Source organism: Qipengyuania aquimaris, from assembly GCF_009827445.1.
GTDB lineage: Bacteria > Pseudomonadota > Alphaproteobacteria > Sphingomonadales > Sphingomonadaceae > Qipengyuania > Qipengyuania aquimaris.
Window position 1 is genome coordinate 1,797,161 of the sequence record NZ_WTYI01000001.1, and the last position, 14,585, is coordinate 1,811,745.

Consider the following 14,585-nt stretch of genomic DNA (forward strand, 5'->3'; position numbering starts at 1 on the left):
CCCCTGTTTTTCCCGCAAAGGCTACCTATAAGACATTTATGAGAATTATGGACGGGTTTGGAAAAAGGATCGGCCTCGCGATGGCTGGTGGCAAAAATCCCTGGGGATCCAAGGGCGGATCATCCGGAGACGGTGAGGGCGATGAGCCCAAGGGCAGCAAGTCGAACGGGCCGAAGAACCCGTGGCTCCCGCCGGGAAGCGGAGGCGGGGACGGCGATCGCCGCGGTCCCAATATTGAAGACATCTTCAAGAGCCGCGGCCCAGAAGGTCCGCGCCGCACCGGTGGTCCCGGTGGCCCGAACTTCCGCATGCCCCAGCGCCCCGGCGGCAAAAGCTGGTTCCCGGTCGCCGTGGTGGCTATCATCGGCCTGGGCCTTGCGGCAACCAGTGTCCACCTGATCGGCCCGCAACAGGAAGCCGTGGTCAAGACGCTCGGCAATTACACTCGCTCGATGGAGCCGGGTCTCAATTTCTCCGCTCCCTTCCCGATCGAGACCGTCGACGTGGAAGACGTGCAGGGCGTACGCGTCGTGCGCGTTCCCGAAGGCAGCCAGCAGGTAAAGCTGATCCTTACCGGCGACCAGAACCTGGTCGACCTCAGCTTCATCGTACGTTGGAACATCAAGGACCTCGAAAATTACAAGTTCGAACTCGTCGATCCGGTCGAGACGGTGAACGAAGTCGCCGAAGCCGCCATGCGTGCTGCCGTCGCGGAAAAGGAACTGGACGAGACCTTCTCGGGCCAGGGCCGTGCCGCTATCGAGCTCGATGTGCGTGAGCGGATGCAGCGCACGCTGGACAGCTATGAAGCGGGCGTCCGCGTCCTGGGTGTCGAAATCGAAAAGGCCGACCCGCCCGCAGAGGTCGTCGACGCCTTCCGCGACGTGCAGGTCGCCGAACAGAACGCCGACGCAGCACGCAACCAGGCGCGTGGCTATGCACAGCAAGTTTTGGCACAGGCGGAAGGTGAAGCGGAGGCCTTCGACAAGGTCTACGAGCAGTACCGCCTCGCCCCCGAAGTGACGCGCCAGCGTCTTTACTACGAAACCATGGAGCGCGTGTTGTCGAAGACCGACAAGACCGTGGTCGAAACCAATGGTGTGCAGACCTACCTGCCGCTGCCCGAGCTGAGGCGCCGTGCCCAGCAGGCCAACCCGACCACAACTGTCACCGCGCAGGAGGGCCAGTAACATGGCCATGAACATGCAACGCATCTGGGAAGATCATAAGGCGACCCTCGTCGTCCTCGGCCTCGTGCTCGTCGGCCTCATGATGAGCGCCTATGTCGTGCCCGAGGAGGAACAGGTTGTCATCGTCAGGACGGGTGAGCCCGTCGGCGTGGTCAACACGCCCAATGGCAGCACCGGCGCGGGCCTTTATTTCCGCGTGCCCTTCATCGACCGTGTCGTGCGCATCGAGAAGCGCCTGCTCGACCTCGAGATGAGCGATGAGGAAGTGCTCTCGAACGACCAGCAGCGCCTGCTCGTCAATGCCTATGCGCGCTTCCGGATCACCGACCCGGTGACCATGGTCGAACGCGCCGGATCGACCGACGGTGTTCGTAACGCGCTCGAGCCGATCCTCAACTCGGTCCTGCGTCAGGAACTTGGCCGCCGGACCTTCCAGTCCATGCTGACCGCAGAGCGCGGCAGTGCGCTGGCGAATGTGACCGCCAATCTTGACCGCCAGGCGCGCCAGTACGGTGCCGAAGTAGTGGACGTGAAGATCACCCGAACCGACCTGCCGGACGCGCCGCTGCAATCGGCATTCCGGCGCATGGAATCGGATCGTGAGCGTGAAGCACGCACTATCCGTGCACAGGGTGGCCGCGATGCGCGGATCATCCGCGCTGAAGCGGACGCAGAGAGCGCTCGGATTTATGCCGAAGCCTTCGGCAAGGATGCGCAGTTCTACGACTTCTACCGCGCCATGCAGAGCTATGATGCCACCTTCGCGCCCGAGAACGGCGATGCGGAAAGTAGCATCATCCTGTCGCCGGACAATGAGTATCTGAGGCAGTTCCGCGGACGGCGTTGACCGTTCGTCGAGCCGCCCACGGGGCGTTCAAGGGGCATTCAGCGCCCCTTTGCACTCTGATCTTCCGGAACCGCAGGCGCGGGACCGCATAGAAGAGATGCGTGCCGCGCGCAGATAATATCGAAGAGGAAATGAAGGACGTGAAGCCAGTGCGATATGCCTATTCCGTAACCGCCGCCCTGCTTGCCGGAGGTGCAGCCCTTTCGCTCGCAGGCTATCCCGCAGGCGCCCAGGTCGCCCAGAACGACGACGTGCGCATGTCCAACGTCGTGCCGCGCGCAGGAGCGCCAGCAAGCTTTGCCGACCTGACCGAGCAATTGCAGCCTGCCGTGGTCAACATTTCCACCCGCCAGCGGATCGAAGTGCCGACCAACAATGGCAATCCTTTTGCCGGGACCCCGTTCGAAGACCTGTTCAACCGCCGCAACGGTGGCCAGCAACGCGAACCGCAGTATCGTGAAGGCCAGTCGCTGGGTTCGGGCTTCTTCATCTCGGCAGACGGCTATGTCGTCACCAACAACCACGTCGTCAGCCCCTCGGGCCGCGGCACGGTGGAAGAGATCACGGTGACGCTGCCCGACGGCAGCGAATACGAAGCCGAACTGGTCGGCACCGACGCGCAATCGGACCTCGCCGTCCTGAAGGTGAACCGCCGCGAAGATTTCCCGTTCGTCCGCTTCGGCGATTCCAGCCAGGCCCGAGTGGGTGACTGGGTGGTCGCGATCGGCAACCCCTTCGGTCTTGGCGGCACCGTGACCAGCGGCATCGTCTCCAGCGTGCTTCGCAACACCGGCGCGGGCGCTTACGATCGCTATATCCAGACCGACGCCGCCATCAATCGCGGTAACTCGGGCGGTCCGCTGTTCGACATGCAGGGCAATGTAATCGGCATCAACAATGCCATCTATTCGCCCTCCGGCGGCAGCGTGGGGATCGGCTTCGCCATCCCGGCAGAAACGGCTGCTCCCATCGTCGCCAAGCTGCGCGAAGGCGTGGAGATCGAGCGTGGCTACCTGGGCATCCAGATCCAGCCGGTCACCGAAGACGTGGCCGCATCGCTTGGCCTGCAGCGCAATCGCGGCGAATTTGTCCAGTCGGTCCAGCCGGGACAGCCTGCCGAAGAGGCCGGACTGGAACCGGGCGATATCGTCCTGTCGGTCAACAACCGTGCGGTGACGCCTGACCAGACGCTGTCCTATCTCGTGGCGAATATCGCACCGGGCACGACCATCCCGCTCGATATCTTCCGTGAGGGTGAACGTCGTCGCCTCAACGTGACGGTCGGCAAGCGCCCCAGCGAAGAAGAGCTTCGCCAGAGCCAGATGTTCGATCCCGACGCAGAGCCCGAAGAAGACATGGGCCCTGCCGACAGCGAGATCATCGAAGATCGCCTGGGTCTCCAGGTGCTCGAGATCACGCCGCAGATCGCCCGCCAGCTGGGTGCAAGCTCGGACACGGATGGCCTCGTTATCGCGGCCGTGAACCAGAACTCCGACGCAGCCCGCAAGGGCCTGCAGCGAGGAGACATCATCCTGAGCGCAAATTATCGCGCGGTGACAGCCGTCGAGGACCTGGAGAGTGCCGTCCGCACCGCACAGGCGGAGGACCGCGAAGCCGTTCTCCTGCGTGTGCAGCGTCGCGGTCGTCCGGCCCAGTATGTAGCGGTCCGTCTCAGCCGCTAAGGCAAAGGCACAAGCTAAAGAAAAGGCCCTTCCGGTTCGCACCGGGAGGGCCTTTTTCTATGTGGCCTTTGCTTGACTGTTACTGCTGAGGCCTGTCGCCTTGCCGGCGCGGCTCCTGCCTGCCGGTGGCCCGGTCGAGGAAGTCGTCGCCGATGGCCTGAGGTGCCCCGTCGGCACCGCGCCCGGTGGCGGGCTGTTCGCGAAGCGGGGGCCGCGTCGGGTCGGTGGGCTGCGGGCGCGGCTGGGGCTGCATCTGCGGTTGCTGCTGAGGCATGCCTTCGCCATCTACCGGGAAGGGTAGCTGCCCCTCGGGGCCCGGCTGCTGGCGGCCCGGCTCGATCAGATTGCCCTGCTCGTCGATGTAATAATAGTCGTCCGGATCACCGAAGAAGTATTCGTCATCCTCCTCGATCTGCCAGTCGGGCAGCTTGAGGTCGGTGTCGAACTCTTCGACCGGGCGGTCCTTCACGGCATAACGCATATACGCCGAGAAGGCCTGGGCGGGTGCCCGGCCACCTTGCAGGCCGCCGACTCGCCGGTTGTCGTCCCGGCCCATCCACACGCCGGTCGTGATGCCGGAGGAGAAGCCGACGAAATAGCCGTCCTTGTTGGAACTGGTCGTGCCGGTCTTGCCCGCGACGGGCCGCCCGATCTGCGCGGCGCGACCGGTACCGGTCTGGACGGCGGCCTGAAGCAGGTCGGTAATCCCGGCCGCGACATGGTCGGGCACGAGCTGCGAGCTGCGGGCCGGCTTGTGTTCGTAGAGCGTCTCGCCATCCGCCGTCGTCACCTTGACGATACCATAGGGTTCAACCGAGGCGCCCTTCGCCGAAATGGCCGCAAAGGAGCGCGTCATGTCGAGCAGGCGCACCTCGTTCGACCCCAGCACCATGGCGGGATAGGTGTTGATCGGCGTGGTGATGCCGAAACGGCGGGCCATGGAGGCGACCGATCCGAAACCGACCTCGTTGCCGAGCTGTGCCGCAACCGTGTTCACCGAATAGGCGAAGGCAGTGCGCAAGTCGGTTTCGCCGATATTGCGCCCGTTGGAATTGCGCGGGCTCCAGTCGCCGATCCTTACCGGCGTATCCACCACGCGGTCGTCGGGCGTATAACCTGCTTCCAATGCTGCGAGGTAGACGAACAGCTTCCAGCTCGATCCAGGCTGGCGCAGCGCATTGGTCGCGCGATTGTAATTGGTCTCGACGTAATCGGTGCCGCCGACCAGCGCCAGGATGGCACCGTCACGGTCGAGGCTTACCAGCGCGCCCTGAGTGCCCTCGGGCACGTTCGCCTGCACTGCCGCGGTCGCGGCGCGCTGCATCCCGACATCGAGCGTAGTCCAGACTTCGATCGGCTCGAAGGTTTCCGGGAGCAGCAGGTCGAGCTGCGGCAGTGCCCAGTCGGTGAAATAGCGGACAGAGTTCTGCCCCACCTCTTCCTTCAGGTTGACGGCCGAGACGTCCACCCGCGCCTGGTCAGCCGTGATACGGCCTTGCTCGCGCATCAGGCGCAAAACCACGCTGGCACGGCCGACTGCTGCATCGACGTCTGCAGTGGGCGAATAGCGGCTTGGGGCTTTTACGAGACCGGCGATGATCGCGGCCTCGGCCACCGACAATTCGCTTGCCGGGTGGCTGAAGAATTTCCGGCTGGCGGAATCGATGCCGTAGGCGCCGCCGCCGAAATAGACCTTGTTGAGGTATAGCTCGAGGATCTGATCCTTCGAGAATTTCCATTCCAGCGCCATCGCCAGGACCGCTTCACGCAGTTTGCGGTCGATCGTGCGATTGGAATTGAGGAAGACGTTGCGGGCCAGCTGCTGCGTGATGGTCGAGGTCGCACCCAGCCGGTTCTGCCCGGTCGCCCAGACATAGACTGCACGTGTCAGGCCGTAGGGGTCGACGCCGGGATGCGAATAGAAACGCCGGTCCTCGACCGAAATCATCGCATCTTTCATCACCTGCGGAATTTCTTCGGACGACAGCCACTTGCCGTAGCTGGGCCCGAGCTCGACGATCTCCGTGCCGTCGCGTGCGCGCACGACGATCGTCTGGGCGTTCTGGGTCGCCTTCAGCTGGTAGTAGCTAGGCAGGGATCGCGCGGCGAAGCCGACGGCGATGGCGAGGAATACCTCGCCGAGGACAGCGGCGACGGCACCCCATAGGAACAGCCGCTTGGTCCAGCGCCAGAACCGGCTCGGCGGATTGCGGCCATCGGCCTCGGCACGTTTCGCCCGCTCTGCGCGCGTTGCCTTCTTGCGCCGGCTGCCTCGTTTATCCATCCGTCGAAAATTCCCTCATGCGGCAAGCCGTGCCTTATAGATGCCGCAATTTTCCATGGCGACCCTCAACCCCGGCTGAACGCACGGTTCTCTGCACGAATCTACGATCAGTCTTCCGGTTCGAAGTCCAGCGCTGCCGAGTTGATGCAATAGCGCAAGCCTGTTTCGCCGGGGCCGTCGGGGAATACGTGTCCAAGGTGGCCTTCGCATTTCGAACAGACGACTTCGGTGCGAATCATGCCGTGGCTGGTATCGCGATGCTCTTCCACGGCAGTCCCGTCCGCAGGCGCCGTGAACGCCGGCCAGCCGCAGCCGCTGTCGTATTTCTCGTCGCTTTCGAACAATAGCTGTCCGCATGCCGCGCAGTGGTACTCGCCTTCCTGGGCGTTCTTGTCGTACTTGCCCGTAAAGGCGCGCTCCGTGCCCTTCTCTCTAAGGATGTGGAATTGCTCGGGTGTGAGCTCTTGGCGCCATTCGGCATCGCTCTTGATCAGCTTGTCGGTCACATATTGTCCTTTCGCATTTCCAACCCATATAGGTGCAACAGGAGGCGGTGCACGCGGTTCCTCACTTGCGAGCGAAGGCTGTATCGCGCGGGGCCGGACGATATGCTTGACGATTCGGACGCCCGCCGCTAAGTGCGCCGCTTTCCGGCGGGGCATCCGCCTCTTTCGACACGACCAAACAGATTTCCGCCGCAAGATTCATGCGGCCCGACCGAGGACAGACATGGCCAACACGCCGCAAGCCAAAAAGCGCATCCGCCGCAACGAACGCCGCGCCGAAATTAACGGTGCGCGCATGAGCCGCATCCGCAACTTCGTGAAGAAGGTCGAAACGGCCTGCGAAGCTGGCGACAAGGATGCCGCCAAGACCGCCCTCCAGGCAGCCCAGCCCGAAATGGCTCGCGGTGTTGCTCGCGGCGTTCTGCACAAGAACACGGCCTCGCGTAAGCTGAGCCGTCTTTCGAAGCGCGTCGCTGCGCTCTGATTCGCGGCTCCGGCGGTGACGCCGGGCACGAAATTGACAAAGGGGTCGACGCCACAGGTGTCGGCCCCTTTGACATATTGGAGCTCCTCCTGCGGATTTGCGTAGGACGTCGTTAAGAGGCTTCAATCAAAAGTGAGCGTTTCCAACGATTCGCGTTCCCGATCCGCCCACACCGACGGAAAAACAGGGGGTTGAACGGCAGCCTGCGGCCTTGCGCGAGTCAACAAGTTTATTTCAGATTTTTTGCAGTTATCCCCCTTGCGACTCATCCCGTCTGGGACCTATCAAATGGTTCTGCCTGGGGGGGACAGCCCAGGCCTTTTACATCGACGGTCAAGTGGGGGGGATTCCCGTGAATCATGCGATTCCGGGCAATGGCGGAGCCGTGCCGCCCCCAAGACAAGAACAGAATATACCGACCTTGGACGGGTCGGATACCGGGGGGTTGAATTCACATGGTCAAATCGGGTGACCTCGCCAATAAGCGGAAAGCGAAAGACGATATGGAGGATCTGGAGGCAGTAAACCTGGCAGCCGATTGGGCTGACATCAGTCAGGGGCTGCGCAAGGATCTCGGTCATCAATTGCACAGCCAGTGGATCAAGCCGATCCAGGTCGGGAAAATCGATGCCGAAACAGGCACGCTCGACCTTTTCCTGCCGACGGAATTCAGCGCCAACTGGGTGAAGGACCGGTTCGCCGACCGCCTCAGCTTGGCTTGGAAGATCGCCCGCAGCGAAGTGCGCAAGGTGAACATCTCCGTTCACCCCGGCCGCCGCCAGGTCGCCGACCTGCGCCTCCATGGCAATGGCCGCCGCCCGGCCAACGACAGCGACACATCGATGATGGCGATCGGCGCCGACACGCTCGGCGACCAGGGCTTCACCTCAAGCGTCGGCCTCGACGCATCGCTCAGCTTTGCCGCTTTCGTGACCGGCGAAGCGAACATCCTCGCTTTCAACGCCGCACAGCGCATGGCCGCGACCGAAAAGCCGCAGTTCAGCCCGCTCTACCTCAAGGCCGCGACCGGCCAGGGCAAGACGCACCTCCTGCACGCCATCGGCCACACCTTCCTGAAGACCCACACCCGCAGCCGCATCTTCTACTGCAGCGCGGAACGCTTCATGGTGGAATTCGTCCAGGCCCTTAAGGCCAACCGGATGATCGAATTCAAGGCCCGCCTGCGCAGCTTCGACCTGCTGCTGGTGGACGATATCCAGTTCATCATCGGCAAGGCTTCCGCTCAGGAAGAATTGCTCTACACGATCGATGCGCTGCTGAACGAAGGCAAGCGCCTGGTCTTTGCAGCCGACCGCGCACCGCAGGCGCTCGACGGTGTCGAGCCCCGCCTACTCTCGCGCCTGTCGATGGGCCTGGTGGCCGACATCCAGCCCGCCGACATCGAGCTTCGCAAGAAGATCCTGCACTCCAAGTTGAGCAAGTTCGCGCCGCTGGCCGTGCCGGAAGACGTCATCGAGTTCCTCGCCCGCACCATCACGCGCAACGTGCGCGAGCTGGTCGGCGGCCTCAACAAGCTGATCGCCTATGCCCAGCTGACGGGCCAGGAAGTCTCGCTGCAGCTTGCCGAAGAGCAGCTGACCGATATCCTGTCGGCCAACCGCCGCCGGATCACCATCGACGAAATCCAGCGCACGGTCTGCCAGTTCTACCGGATCGACCGCTCGGAAATGAGCAGCAAGCGCCGTGCACGTGCCGTTGTGCGCCCGCGCCAGGTGGCGATGTACCTCTCGAAGGTTCTGACCCCGCGCAGCTATCCCGAAATCGGGCGCAAGTTCGGTGGCCGCGATCACTCGACGGTGATCCACGCCGTGCGTCTGATCGAAGACCTGCGCGAACGCGATGCCGACATGGACGGCGACGTTCGCAGCCTGCTCAGACAACTGGAAAGCTGACGGCGGGACACCGCCGCGGCCCTTCGGATCGCTCCACAACCAGCATACCGCTTGTCGACACCCTGTTCACAGGGTTGTCGACAGCGCGCGTCTTAGGGGGCAAAGGCTCCGCATGCCCCTCGACGATCCATCGACCAAGCGCCCCGACCTGCCAGCCACGATCTGGGAAACCCTGCTCCGCGGAGCGCGCTGCCGCTGCCCGCGATGCGGCGAAGGAAGGATATTCCGTCGCTGGCTGAAGCCGGTCGACAACTGCCTGTCATGCCAGCTGGATATCTCGGGCCAGCGCGCGGACGATTTTCCCGCTTACATCGCAATCTTCGTCACCGGCCACCTCCTCGCACCCGTTATCATTGCGCTCGGTTCGAGCGAGACCCTTTCTGCATGGGTCGTGCTGGCCATCATCATCCCCCTGGCGGTCGCAATGATGTTGCTGATGCTCCAGCCCTCCAAGGGCGCCGTAATCGGCCTGCAATGGTGGAACGGGATGCATGGGTTCCGCAAGGAACGCTTGCCTGAAATCGACGAGGACACGACACCGTGACCCTCGACGAACAGCGCCTCGATCGCTTCGCCCGCCACATCGTACTGCCCGAGATCGGCGGCGCGGGACAGGTCGCGCTGGCGGACAAGCATCTCGTCCTGGTCGGCCTCGGCGGGATCGGCTCTCCCGCACTGCAGTATCTCGCCGCCGCCGGGATCGGCCGGCTGACACTGGTCGACGACGACAAGGTCGATGCAAGCAATCTGCAACGCCAGACGCTCTATAACGAGCGTGATATCGGCTACGGGAAAGCGACCTGCGCCAAGCGCTGGGTGAAGCTGTTCGACCCCGCGCTCGAGGTCGAAATCAGCGACCGCCGTATTGACGCTGAGCGGGCCGCAACGCTGGTCCAAGGCGCGGACCTCGTGCTCGACGGCACCGACAATTTCGCCACCCGCCTCGCCGTCTCGGATGCCTGCGTGAAGGCGGGCGTGCCGCTGCTGTCTGCCGCAGTGGGACGCTTCCAGGGTCAGGTGGGGGCCTTCGCGGGGCACTTGCCCGACGAGGCCTGCTATCGCTGCTTCGTCGGCGATGCCTTCGATGCCGACGATTGCGACACCTGTGCCGAGGACGGCATGCTCGGCGCCATGGCCGGCTGGGTCGCCACTTTCGCCGCACTCCACGCCATCCGCGTGCTGCTCGATGGGTCAAGCGCCTACGGCGACCCGCAATGGAGCCGGGTCAACCTCCTCGACGGGATGAAACCCGGCATGCGGCAGTTCACGATTGCCAAGGACCCGGAATGCAAGGGGTGTGGCTGATAACTTGAGTTTCTGACGACCACTGTCATAATCCCTGCGGGACTGGCGTGCTGGGGTCGTCGGAGGAATCAAGTAATGTTCAAGACGATGGTTTACGCGGTCGTGGTCGGTTGGTTCGCGGCTTGGAGTTGTATTGCTCAGGCGCAAACAACTGTCATCAGCGGGGCGATTACAATTGATCCGGTCGCAGGCGAAAGCCCCGGCCCTGTCGACATTGTCATCACGAATGGACTGATTAGCAGCATCACGCCGCAGGGTACGGTCGAGTTTCCCGGCGAGGCAACTATCGTCGATGCGGATGGTCTTTTCGCTATTCCAGGCCTGATCGATGTCCACACGCACATGTCGATGGCGCTTGGATCAGACGAGGTGAGCGACCCCAGCGAAGACTTTCTCGGGCAGATGTCGCGTTATGGAGTAACCACGGCATTGAATACGGCATGGTCGATTGAGCAGATCAAGGGGTTTCGCGATGGTATCCCGCATCGAAGTACACCTCTGACCGAATTGCTCGTTGTTGGACAGTCGATAGGTCATCCCGATGGGTGGGGAGGCAAGATGCCCATTGCGGGCTTGGGCCCCGCATCCCCGGCAGAAGCGCGCAGAATGGTCGCCCAGCAGGCCGACTTCGGTGTCGATATGATCAAGATTGTTTACGATGACATGACCGCGTTCGGAATGAACCCTCCCCTTCCCCAACTGCCCCGGCAGATCCTCTCCGCAGCAATCGACGAAGCCCACGCGCATGGCCTGAAAGCGATTGTCCACGCGCCGGAACTCGAAGACGCCCGGGCCGCATTGGAGGAAGGGGCCGACGCGCTGATCCACGGCATTATCGACGAGCCAGTCGATGTCGAATTTCTGGATCTGATGCGCTCGAGTGGCGCATTCTACTCACCGACGCACGTCTTGTACGAGCGCGGCGCCAATGGCGCGGCGATCAGCCATCGCTACGAGGCGCTTGATCGGCGCGGCGTAATCGATCCTCAGGTCTTCAAAGGAATGTTTGAGGCGAAACGGCGACATGATGTCACTGGTCCGAACATCTATAATTTGCGCTCGAACCTCATCGCCATCCATCGAGCGGGCATCCCCGTTGCGCTGGGCACCGATACGGGCGTGGTAGGCGTATTTCCCGGACTCGCCTCGCAGATGGAATTGGTGCTTTACGTCGAGTCGGTCATGACCCCATTGGAGGCTTTGCGTTCGGCAACCGTCATTCCGGCCACACTGCTCGGGGCCGATAAAAGGTTAGGAAGGCTCGCCGCGGGCTACGAAGCGGACCTTGTGCTTCTGCGTTCCAACCTGCTCCAAGATATCCGGGCAATCGCCGACATCCGTGCGGTCATAATCGACGGTGTTGTTGTGCAAATGGACGAAGCCATTCCGGGCTGCGCCCCGCAACGTTAGGAGCGCAATACCTCGTCGACCCATGCGGGGACCAGTTCACCTGCCCTTCCCTGCTGCGATTCGTCGAACCAGTAGGATCCCTCGCCGCGCTCCAGATTGAGCTCCAGCGTGCGCGCGCCATACTCCCGCGCATCGCGCACGAAGCCTGCCGCCGGATATACCGCGCCCGAGGTGCCGATGCTCACGAACAGGTCCGCGCGGCGCAGGGCAGCATAGATGCGGTCCATCTGGTAAGGCATCTCGCCGAACCAGACGACATCGGGCCTGAGCGAGCGCGCCTCGCAACTGGGGCATTCCGGGCGTTCGATCAGCGGACCGGTCCAGCGATGGCGACGCTCGCAGATCGGGCACAGCGCGCTGAGTAATTCACCGTGCATATGAACCACGCGGCTTGCCCCGGCGCGCTCGTGCAAATCGTCGACATTCTGAGTGACGATCAGCAACCCGCCTTCCCATTCCCGGTCGAGCCGCGCCAGCGCCTCGTGCGCGGGATTGGGAGATACCTTCTGCACTGCCTCCCGCCGCGCATCGTAGAAGCGCTGAACCAGCGCCGGATCACGCTCGTAGCCCTGCGGCGTTGCCACATCTTCGACCCGGTGCTTCTCCCACAAACCGCCTGCGTCGCGGAAGGTGTCGATCCCGCTTTCGGCGGAAATGCCGGCCCCGGTCAGGACGACAATGTTGCGTAGCTCGGCCATAGGTTCCATGAACCACACAAGTGCAAGGAGGGGCAATGGCAAGTTTCGGCGTAATCGGCAGCAAGGGTGTGATGGGCGAGGCGCTTAGGCGCGTCATCGAGGCATCGGGCCACAACTATGCGGGCGGGATCGGCAAGGGCGGCGATCCGGCGGCGCTTGCCGATGCGTGCGATGCGCTGATCGACTTTTCCGCACCCGGCGCGCTTGCCGCCAATCTCCACGCCGCCGTTGGCGCAGGCGTGCCCATCGTGATCGGCACCACCGGCCTCGAACAGTCGCATCACGATGCGATCGACGAGGCCGCCCGCGCGACAGCGGTCTTGCAGACCGGCAACACCTCGCTCGGCGTCACCCTGCTGGCACACCTGGTGCGCGAGGCGGCAGAGCGCCTTGGCGACGACTGGGATATCGAGATCGTCGAGATGCACCACCGCCGCAAGGTGGATGCACCTTCCGGCACTGCCCTGCTGCTGGGCGAAGCTGCGGCCACGGGACGCGGGATCGATCTTGCCGACAACCGCGAAAGCGGGCGCGACGGACAGACCGGCGCACGCGCTCGCGGTGCCATCGGCTTTGCCGCCCTGCGCGGAGGGACCGTTGCCGGCGAACACAGCGTCATCCTTGCCGGAGAGCAGGAGCGCCTGACGCTGTCGCACAGCGCCGAGAACCGCGAGATATTCGCGCGCGGCGCGGTGAAGGCCGCCGAATGGCTGCTGTCGCGCGAGGCCGGGCGTTACACGATGGAGGAGGTCCTCGGCCTCTGACACCATGAACCTGCGGCAGTTCCTCTACCACCAGCTTCACATCGGCGCGAAGACCGATGGCCGCCTGACGCTGCTGAACATCGTGCTGGTCTGGGTGATCATCGCCGCCGTCGTCACCGCGATCATGTCCACCGAAGTCGAGTTCGACCGCCAGTGGCACGACGAAATCCTGATGGCAGAGCTTGTTTTCGGGACCGTCTTTCTCGCCGAATATGCGGCGCGTATCTATGCCGCGCCGGAACATCCCGGCCCCGGTTCGGCCCTGTCCAAACGGCTGCGCTTCATGCTCTCGCCGCTCGGCGTGATCGACCTTTTGGTCATCCTCGTGACCTTCGCCCCATTCTTTATCGCCAACGCCGCAGCCCTGCGCGTCGTGCGCCTGCTCAGGGTCATCTCGATCATGAAGTTCGGCCGCTTTACCGCTGCGACGAAGGAAATGGCGATGGCCATCCGCGAGCGCAGCTATGACCTGCTCGTCTGCATCGCTTTCGCTTTCGTGTTCCTGCTTGCCGGGGCCAGCGCGCTCTACTGGATCGAAGGCGAATTGCAGCCCGAAGCTTTCGGCAGCATCCCGCGCGCGCTGTGGTGGGCGGTCATCACCTTCACGACCGTCGGCTATGGCGATGCCTATCCCATAACCTCGGCGGGGCGTGTCGTCGGATCGATGGTGGCGATTACCGGCGTCCTGCTGGTGGCATTACCGACCGGTATCGTCGCTGCAGCCTTTAGCGACGCTATGCAGCACCGCCGTGAAGAGATCGAAAAGGCGATCGAGGAAGCCCGTGAAAAGGGCGAGCTCGACGACAAAGACACCCGCGAGGATACGTGACCAAGGACCAGATTTTCGAATTCTTCCGCCGCCTGGCGGAAGACAATCCCTCGCCCGAGACCGAGCTTGAATACGGCAATTGCTACCAGCTGGTGGTGGCCGTGGCCCTGTCTGCGCAGGCGACCGATGTCGGCGTGAACAAGGCCACCCGCGCCCTGTTTCGCGAGGTCGAGACGCCGCAGCAGATGCTGGAGCTGGGCGAAGAAGGCCTGAAAGAGCACATCAAGACGATCGGCCTGTTCAATTCCAAGGCGAAGAACGTCATCCTGCTCTCGCAATTGCTGGTCGACGAATATGGCTGCGAGGTGCCGGACACGCGCGATGACCTCGTCCGGCTACCCGGCGTGGGCCGCAAGACCGCGAACGTCGTGCTCAATTGCTGGTTCGGGCAGGAAACCTTCGCGGTCGACACGCACATCCTGCGCGTTGGCAACCGCACCGGGCTGGCAAAAGGCAAGACACCCGAACAGGTCGAGGCCAAACTTGAAAAGCGCGTGCCACAACCCTTCCGCCTCGGCGCGCATCACTGGCTGATCCTGCACGGACGCTATGTCTGCAAGGCGCGCACTCCGGAGTGCTGGCGGTGCAAGGTGGCGGATCTGTGCAGCTACCGGAAGAAGGTTCTGGAGAAGCCGAAGGGGCGTTCGGCGAAGGCCTAACCGCCCGGCGATTT

The 14,585-nt window shown here is 63.2% G+C and carries 14 protein-coding genes; 11 read left to right on the forward strand and 3 right to left on the reverse strand.

Annotation, left to right across the window (positions count from 1 at the left end; translation table 11 throughout):
- The first annotated feature begins 80 nt into the window (after positions 1-80).
- The 3 genes from hflK (at position 81) to GRI34_RS08760 (ending at position 3,719) form a co-directional block, all read left to right on the forward strand.
- Positions 81-1,190 (forward strand): protease modulator HflK, encoded by a 1,110-nt coding sequence (hflK, locus tag GRI34_RS08750; RefSeq protein ID WP_234028188.1) that lies wholly within the window; start codon positions 81-83, stop codon positions 1,188-1,190.
- 13 nt (positions 1,191-1,203) lie between these two features.
- Positions 1,204-2,037, forward strand: a complete 834-nt coding sequence (gene hflC / locus GRI34_RS08755) for a protease modulator HflC (RefSeq protein WP_160596462.1) — start codon at positions 1,204-1,206, stop codon at positions 2,035-2,037.
- 131 nt (positions 2,038-2,168) lie between these two features.
- The gene (locus tag GRI34_RS08760) at positions 2,169-3,719 is read left to right on the forward strand and encodes a Do family serine endopeptidase (protein WP_160596463.1); all 1,551 of its coding nucleotides are present in this window, start codon (positions 2,169-2,171) and stop codon (positions 3,717-3,719) included.
- A 79-nt stretch (positions 3,720-3,798) separates the two neighbouring features.
- Here GRI34_RS08760 and GRI34_RS08765 read toward each other — a convergent pair whose 3' ends face one another.
- The gene (locus GRI34_RS08765) at positions 3,799-6,003 is read right to left on the reverse strand and encodes a transglycosylase domain-containing protein (RefSeq protein ID WP_160595598.1); all 2,205 of its coding nucleotides are present in this window, start codon (positions 6,001-6,003) and stop codon (positions 3,799-3,801) included.
- A gap of 107 nt (positions 6,004-6,110) precedes the next feature.
- Positions 6,111-6,509: a peptide-methionine (R)-S-oxide reductase MsrB gene (gene msrB / locus GRI34_RS08770; protein WP_160595599.1), complete on the reverse strand. Its 399-nt coding sequence runs from the start codon at positions 6,507-6,509 to the stop codon at positions 6,111-6,113.
- Between the two features lie 223 nt (positions 6,510-6,732).
- Between msrB and rpsT the strand changes: the two genes are divergently transcribed.
- The 5 genes from rpsT to GRI34_RS08795 all read left to right on the forward strand — a co-directional run bounded on the left by rpsT (position 6,733) and on the right by GRI34_RS08795 (position 11,621).
- The gene (rpsT, locus tag GRI34_RS08775; RefSeq protein ID WP_090476377.1) at positions 6,733-6,993 is read left to right on the forward strand and encodes a 30S ribosomal protein S20; all 261 of its coding nucleotides are present in this window, start codon (positions 6,733-6,735) and stop codon (positions 6,991-6,993) included.
- Positions 6,994-7,448: 455 nt separating this feature from the next.
- Positions 7,449-8,906 carry a chromosomal replication initiator protein DnaA gene (dnaA, locus tag GRI34_RS08780; protein WP_160595600.1) on the forward strand — a complete coding sequence of 486 codons (1,458 nt, stop codon included), beginning with the start codon at positions 7,449-7,451 and terminating at the stop codon, positions 8,904-8,906.
- Between the two features lie 112 nt (positions 8,907-9,018).
- Positions 9,019-9,450, forward strand: coding sequence for a DUF983 domain-containing protein (locus tag GRI34_RS08785; protein ID WP_160595601.1), 432 nt, complete (start codon positions 9,019-9,021; stop codon positions 9,448-9,450).
- Positions 9,447-10,211 (forward strand): HesA/MoeB/ThiF family protein, encoded by a 765-nt coding sequence (locus GRI34_RS08790; protein ID WP_160595602.1) that lies wholly within the window; start codon positions 9,447-9,449, stop codon positions 10,209-10,211. Before GRI34_RS08785 ends, GRI34_RS08790 begins: the two co-directional genes overlap by 4 nt.
- A gap of 75 nt (positions 10,212-10,286) precedes the next feature.
- Positions 10,287-11,621 (forward strand): amidohydrolase family protein, encoded by a 1,335-nt coding sequence (locus GRI34_RS08795; RefSeq protein WP_160595603.1) that lies wholly within the window; start codon positions 10,287-10,289, stop codon positions 11,619-11,621.
- Here GRI34_RS08795 and GRI34_RS08800 read toward each other — a convergent pair.
- The gene (locus GRI34_RS08800; protein WP_160595604.1) at positions 11,618-12,319 is read right to left on the reverse strand and encodes an NAD-dependent deacylase; all 702 of its coding nucleotides are present in this window, start codon (positions 12,317-12,319) and stop codon (positions 11,618-11,620) included. The genes GRI34_RS08795 and GRI34_RS08800 overlap by 4 nt on opposite strands.
- Positions 12,320-12,354: 35 nt before the next feature.
- On the opposite strand from GRI34_RS08800, the gene dapB reads away from it, so the two are divergent.
- From dapB to nth, 3 genes are read left to right on the forward strand one after another with little or no spacing between them, the layout of a single operon-like run.
- A complete protein-coding gene (gene dapB, locus GRI34_RS08805) occupies positions 12,355-13,083 on the forward strand; it encodes a 4-hydroxy-tetrahydrodipicolinate reductase (RefSeq protein WP_160595605.1) in 729 nt (242 codons plus the stop codon).
- 4 nt (positions 13,084-13,087) lie between these two features.
- Positions 13,088-13,912 carry an ion transporter gene (locus GRI34_RS08810; protein ID WP_160595606.1) on the forward strand — a complete coding sequence of 275 codons (825 nt, stop codon included), beginning with the start codon at positions 13,088-13,090 and terminating at the stop codon, positions 13,910-13,912.
- Entirely contained in the window at positions 13,909-14,571 is a 663-nt protein-coding gene (gene nth, locus GRI34_RS08815) for an endonuclease III (RefSeq protein WP_160595607.1), read from the forward strand. Before GRI34_RS08810 ends, nth begins: the two co-directional genes overlap by 4 nt.
- Positions 14,572-14,585 lie beyond the last annotated feature (14 nt).

Excerpts from the sequence above, each read along its gene's own strand:
- hflK (WP_234028188.1), top strand. The coding sequence starts at position 81 with ATGGCTGGTGGCAAAAATCCCTGGGGATCCAAGGGCGGATCATCCGGA.
- hflC (WP_160596462.1), top strand. The coding sequence starts at position 1,204 with ATGCAACGCATCTGGGAAGATCATAAGGCGACCCTCGTCGTCCTCGGC.
- GRI34_RS08760 (WP_160596463.1), top strand. The coding sequence starts at position 2,169 with ATGAAGGACGTGAAGCCAGTGCGATATGCCTATTCCGTAACCGCCGCC.
- GRI34_RS08765 (WP_160595598.1), bottom strand. The coding sequence starts at position 6,003 with ATGGATAAACGAGGCAGCCGGCGCAAGAAGGCAACGCGCGCAGAGCGG.
- rpsT (WP_090476377.1), top strand. The coding sequence starts at position 6,733 with ATGGCCAACACGCCGCAAGCCAAAAAGCGCATCCGCCGCAACGAACGC.
- dnaA (WP_160595600.1), top strand. The coding sequence starts at position 7,449 with ATGGTCAAATCGGGTGACCTCGCCAATAAGCGGAAAGCGAAAGACGAT.
- GRI34_RS08785 (WP_160595601.1), top strand. The coding sequence starts at position 9,019 with ATGCCCCTCGACGATCCATCGACCAAGCGCCCCGACCTGCCAGCCACG.
- GRI34_RS08795 (WP_160595603.1), top strand. The coding sequence starts at position 10,287 with ATGTTCAAGACGATGGTTTACGCGGTCGTGGTCGGTTGGTTCGCGGCT.
- GRI34_RS08800 (WP_160595604.1), bottom strand. The coding sequence starts at position 12,319 with ATGGCCGAGCTACGCAACATTGTCGTCCTGACCGGGGCCGGCATTTCC.
- dapB (WP_160595605.1), top strand. The coding sequence starts at position 12,355 with ATGGCAAGTTTCGGCGTAATCGGCAGCAAGGGTGTGATGGGCGAGGCG.
- GRI34_RS08810 (WP_160595606.1), top strand. The coding sequence starts at position 13,088 with ATGAACCTGCGGCAGTTCCTCTACCACCAGCTTCACATCGGCGCGAAG.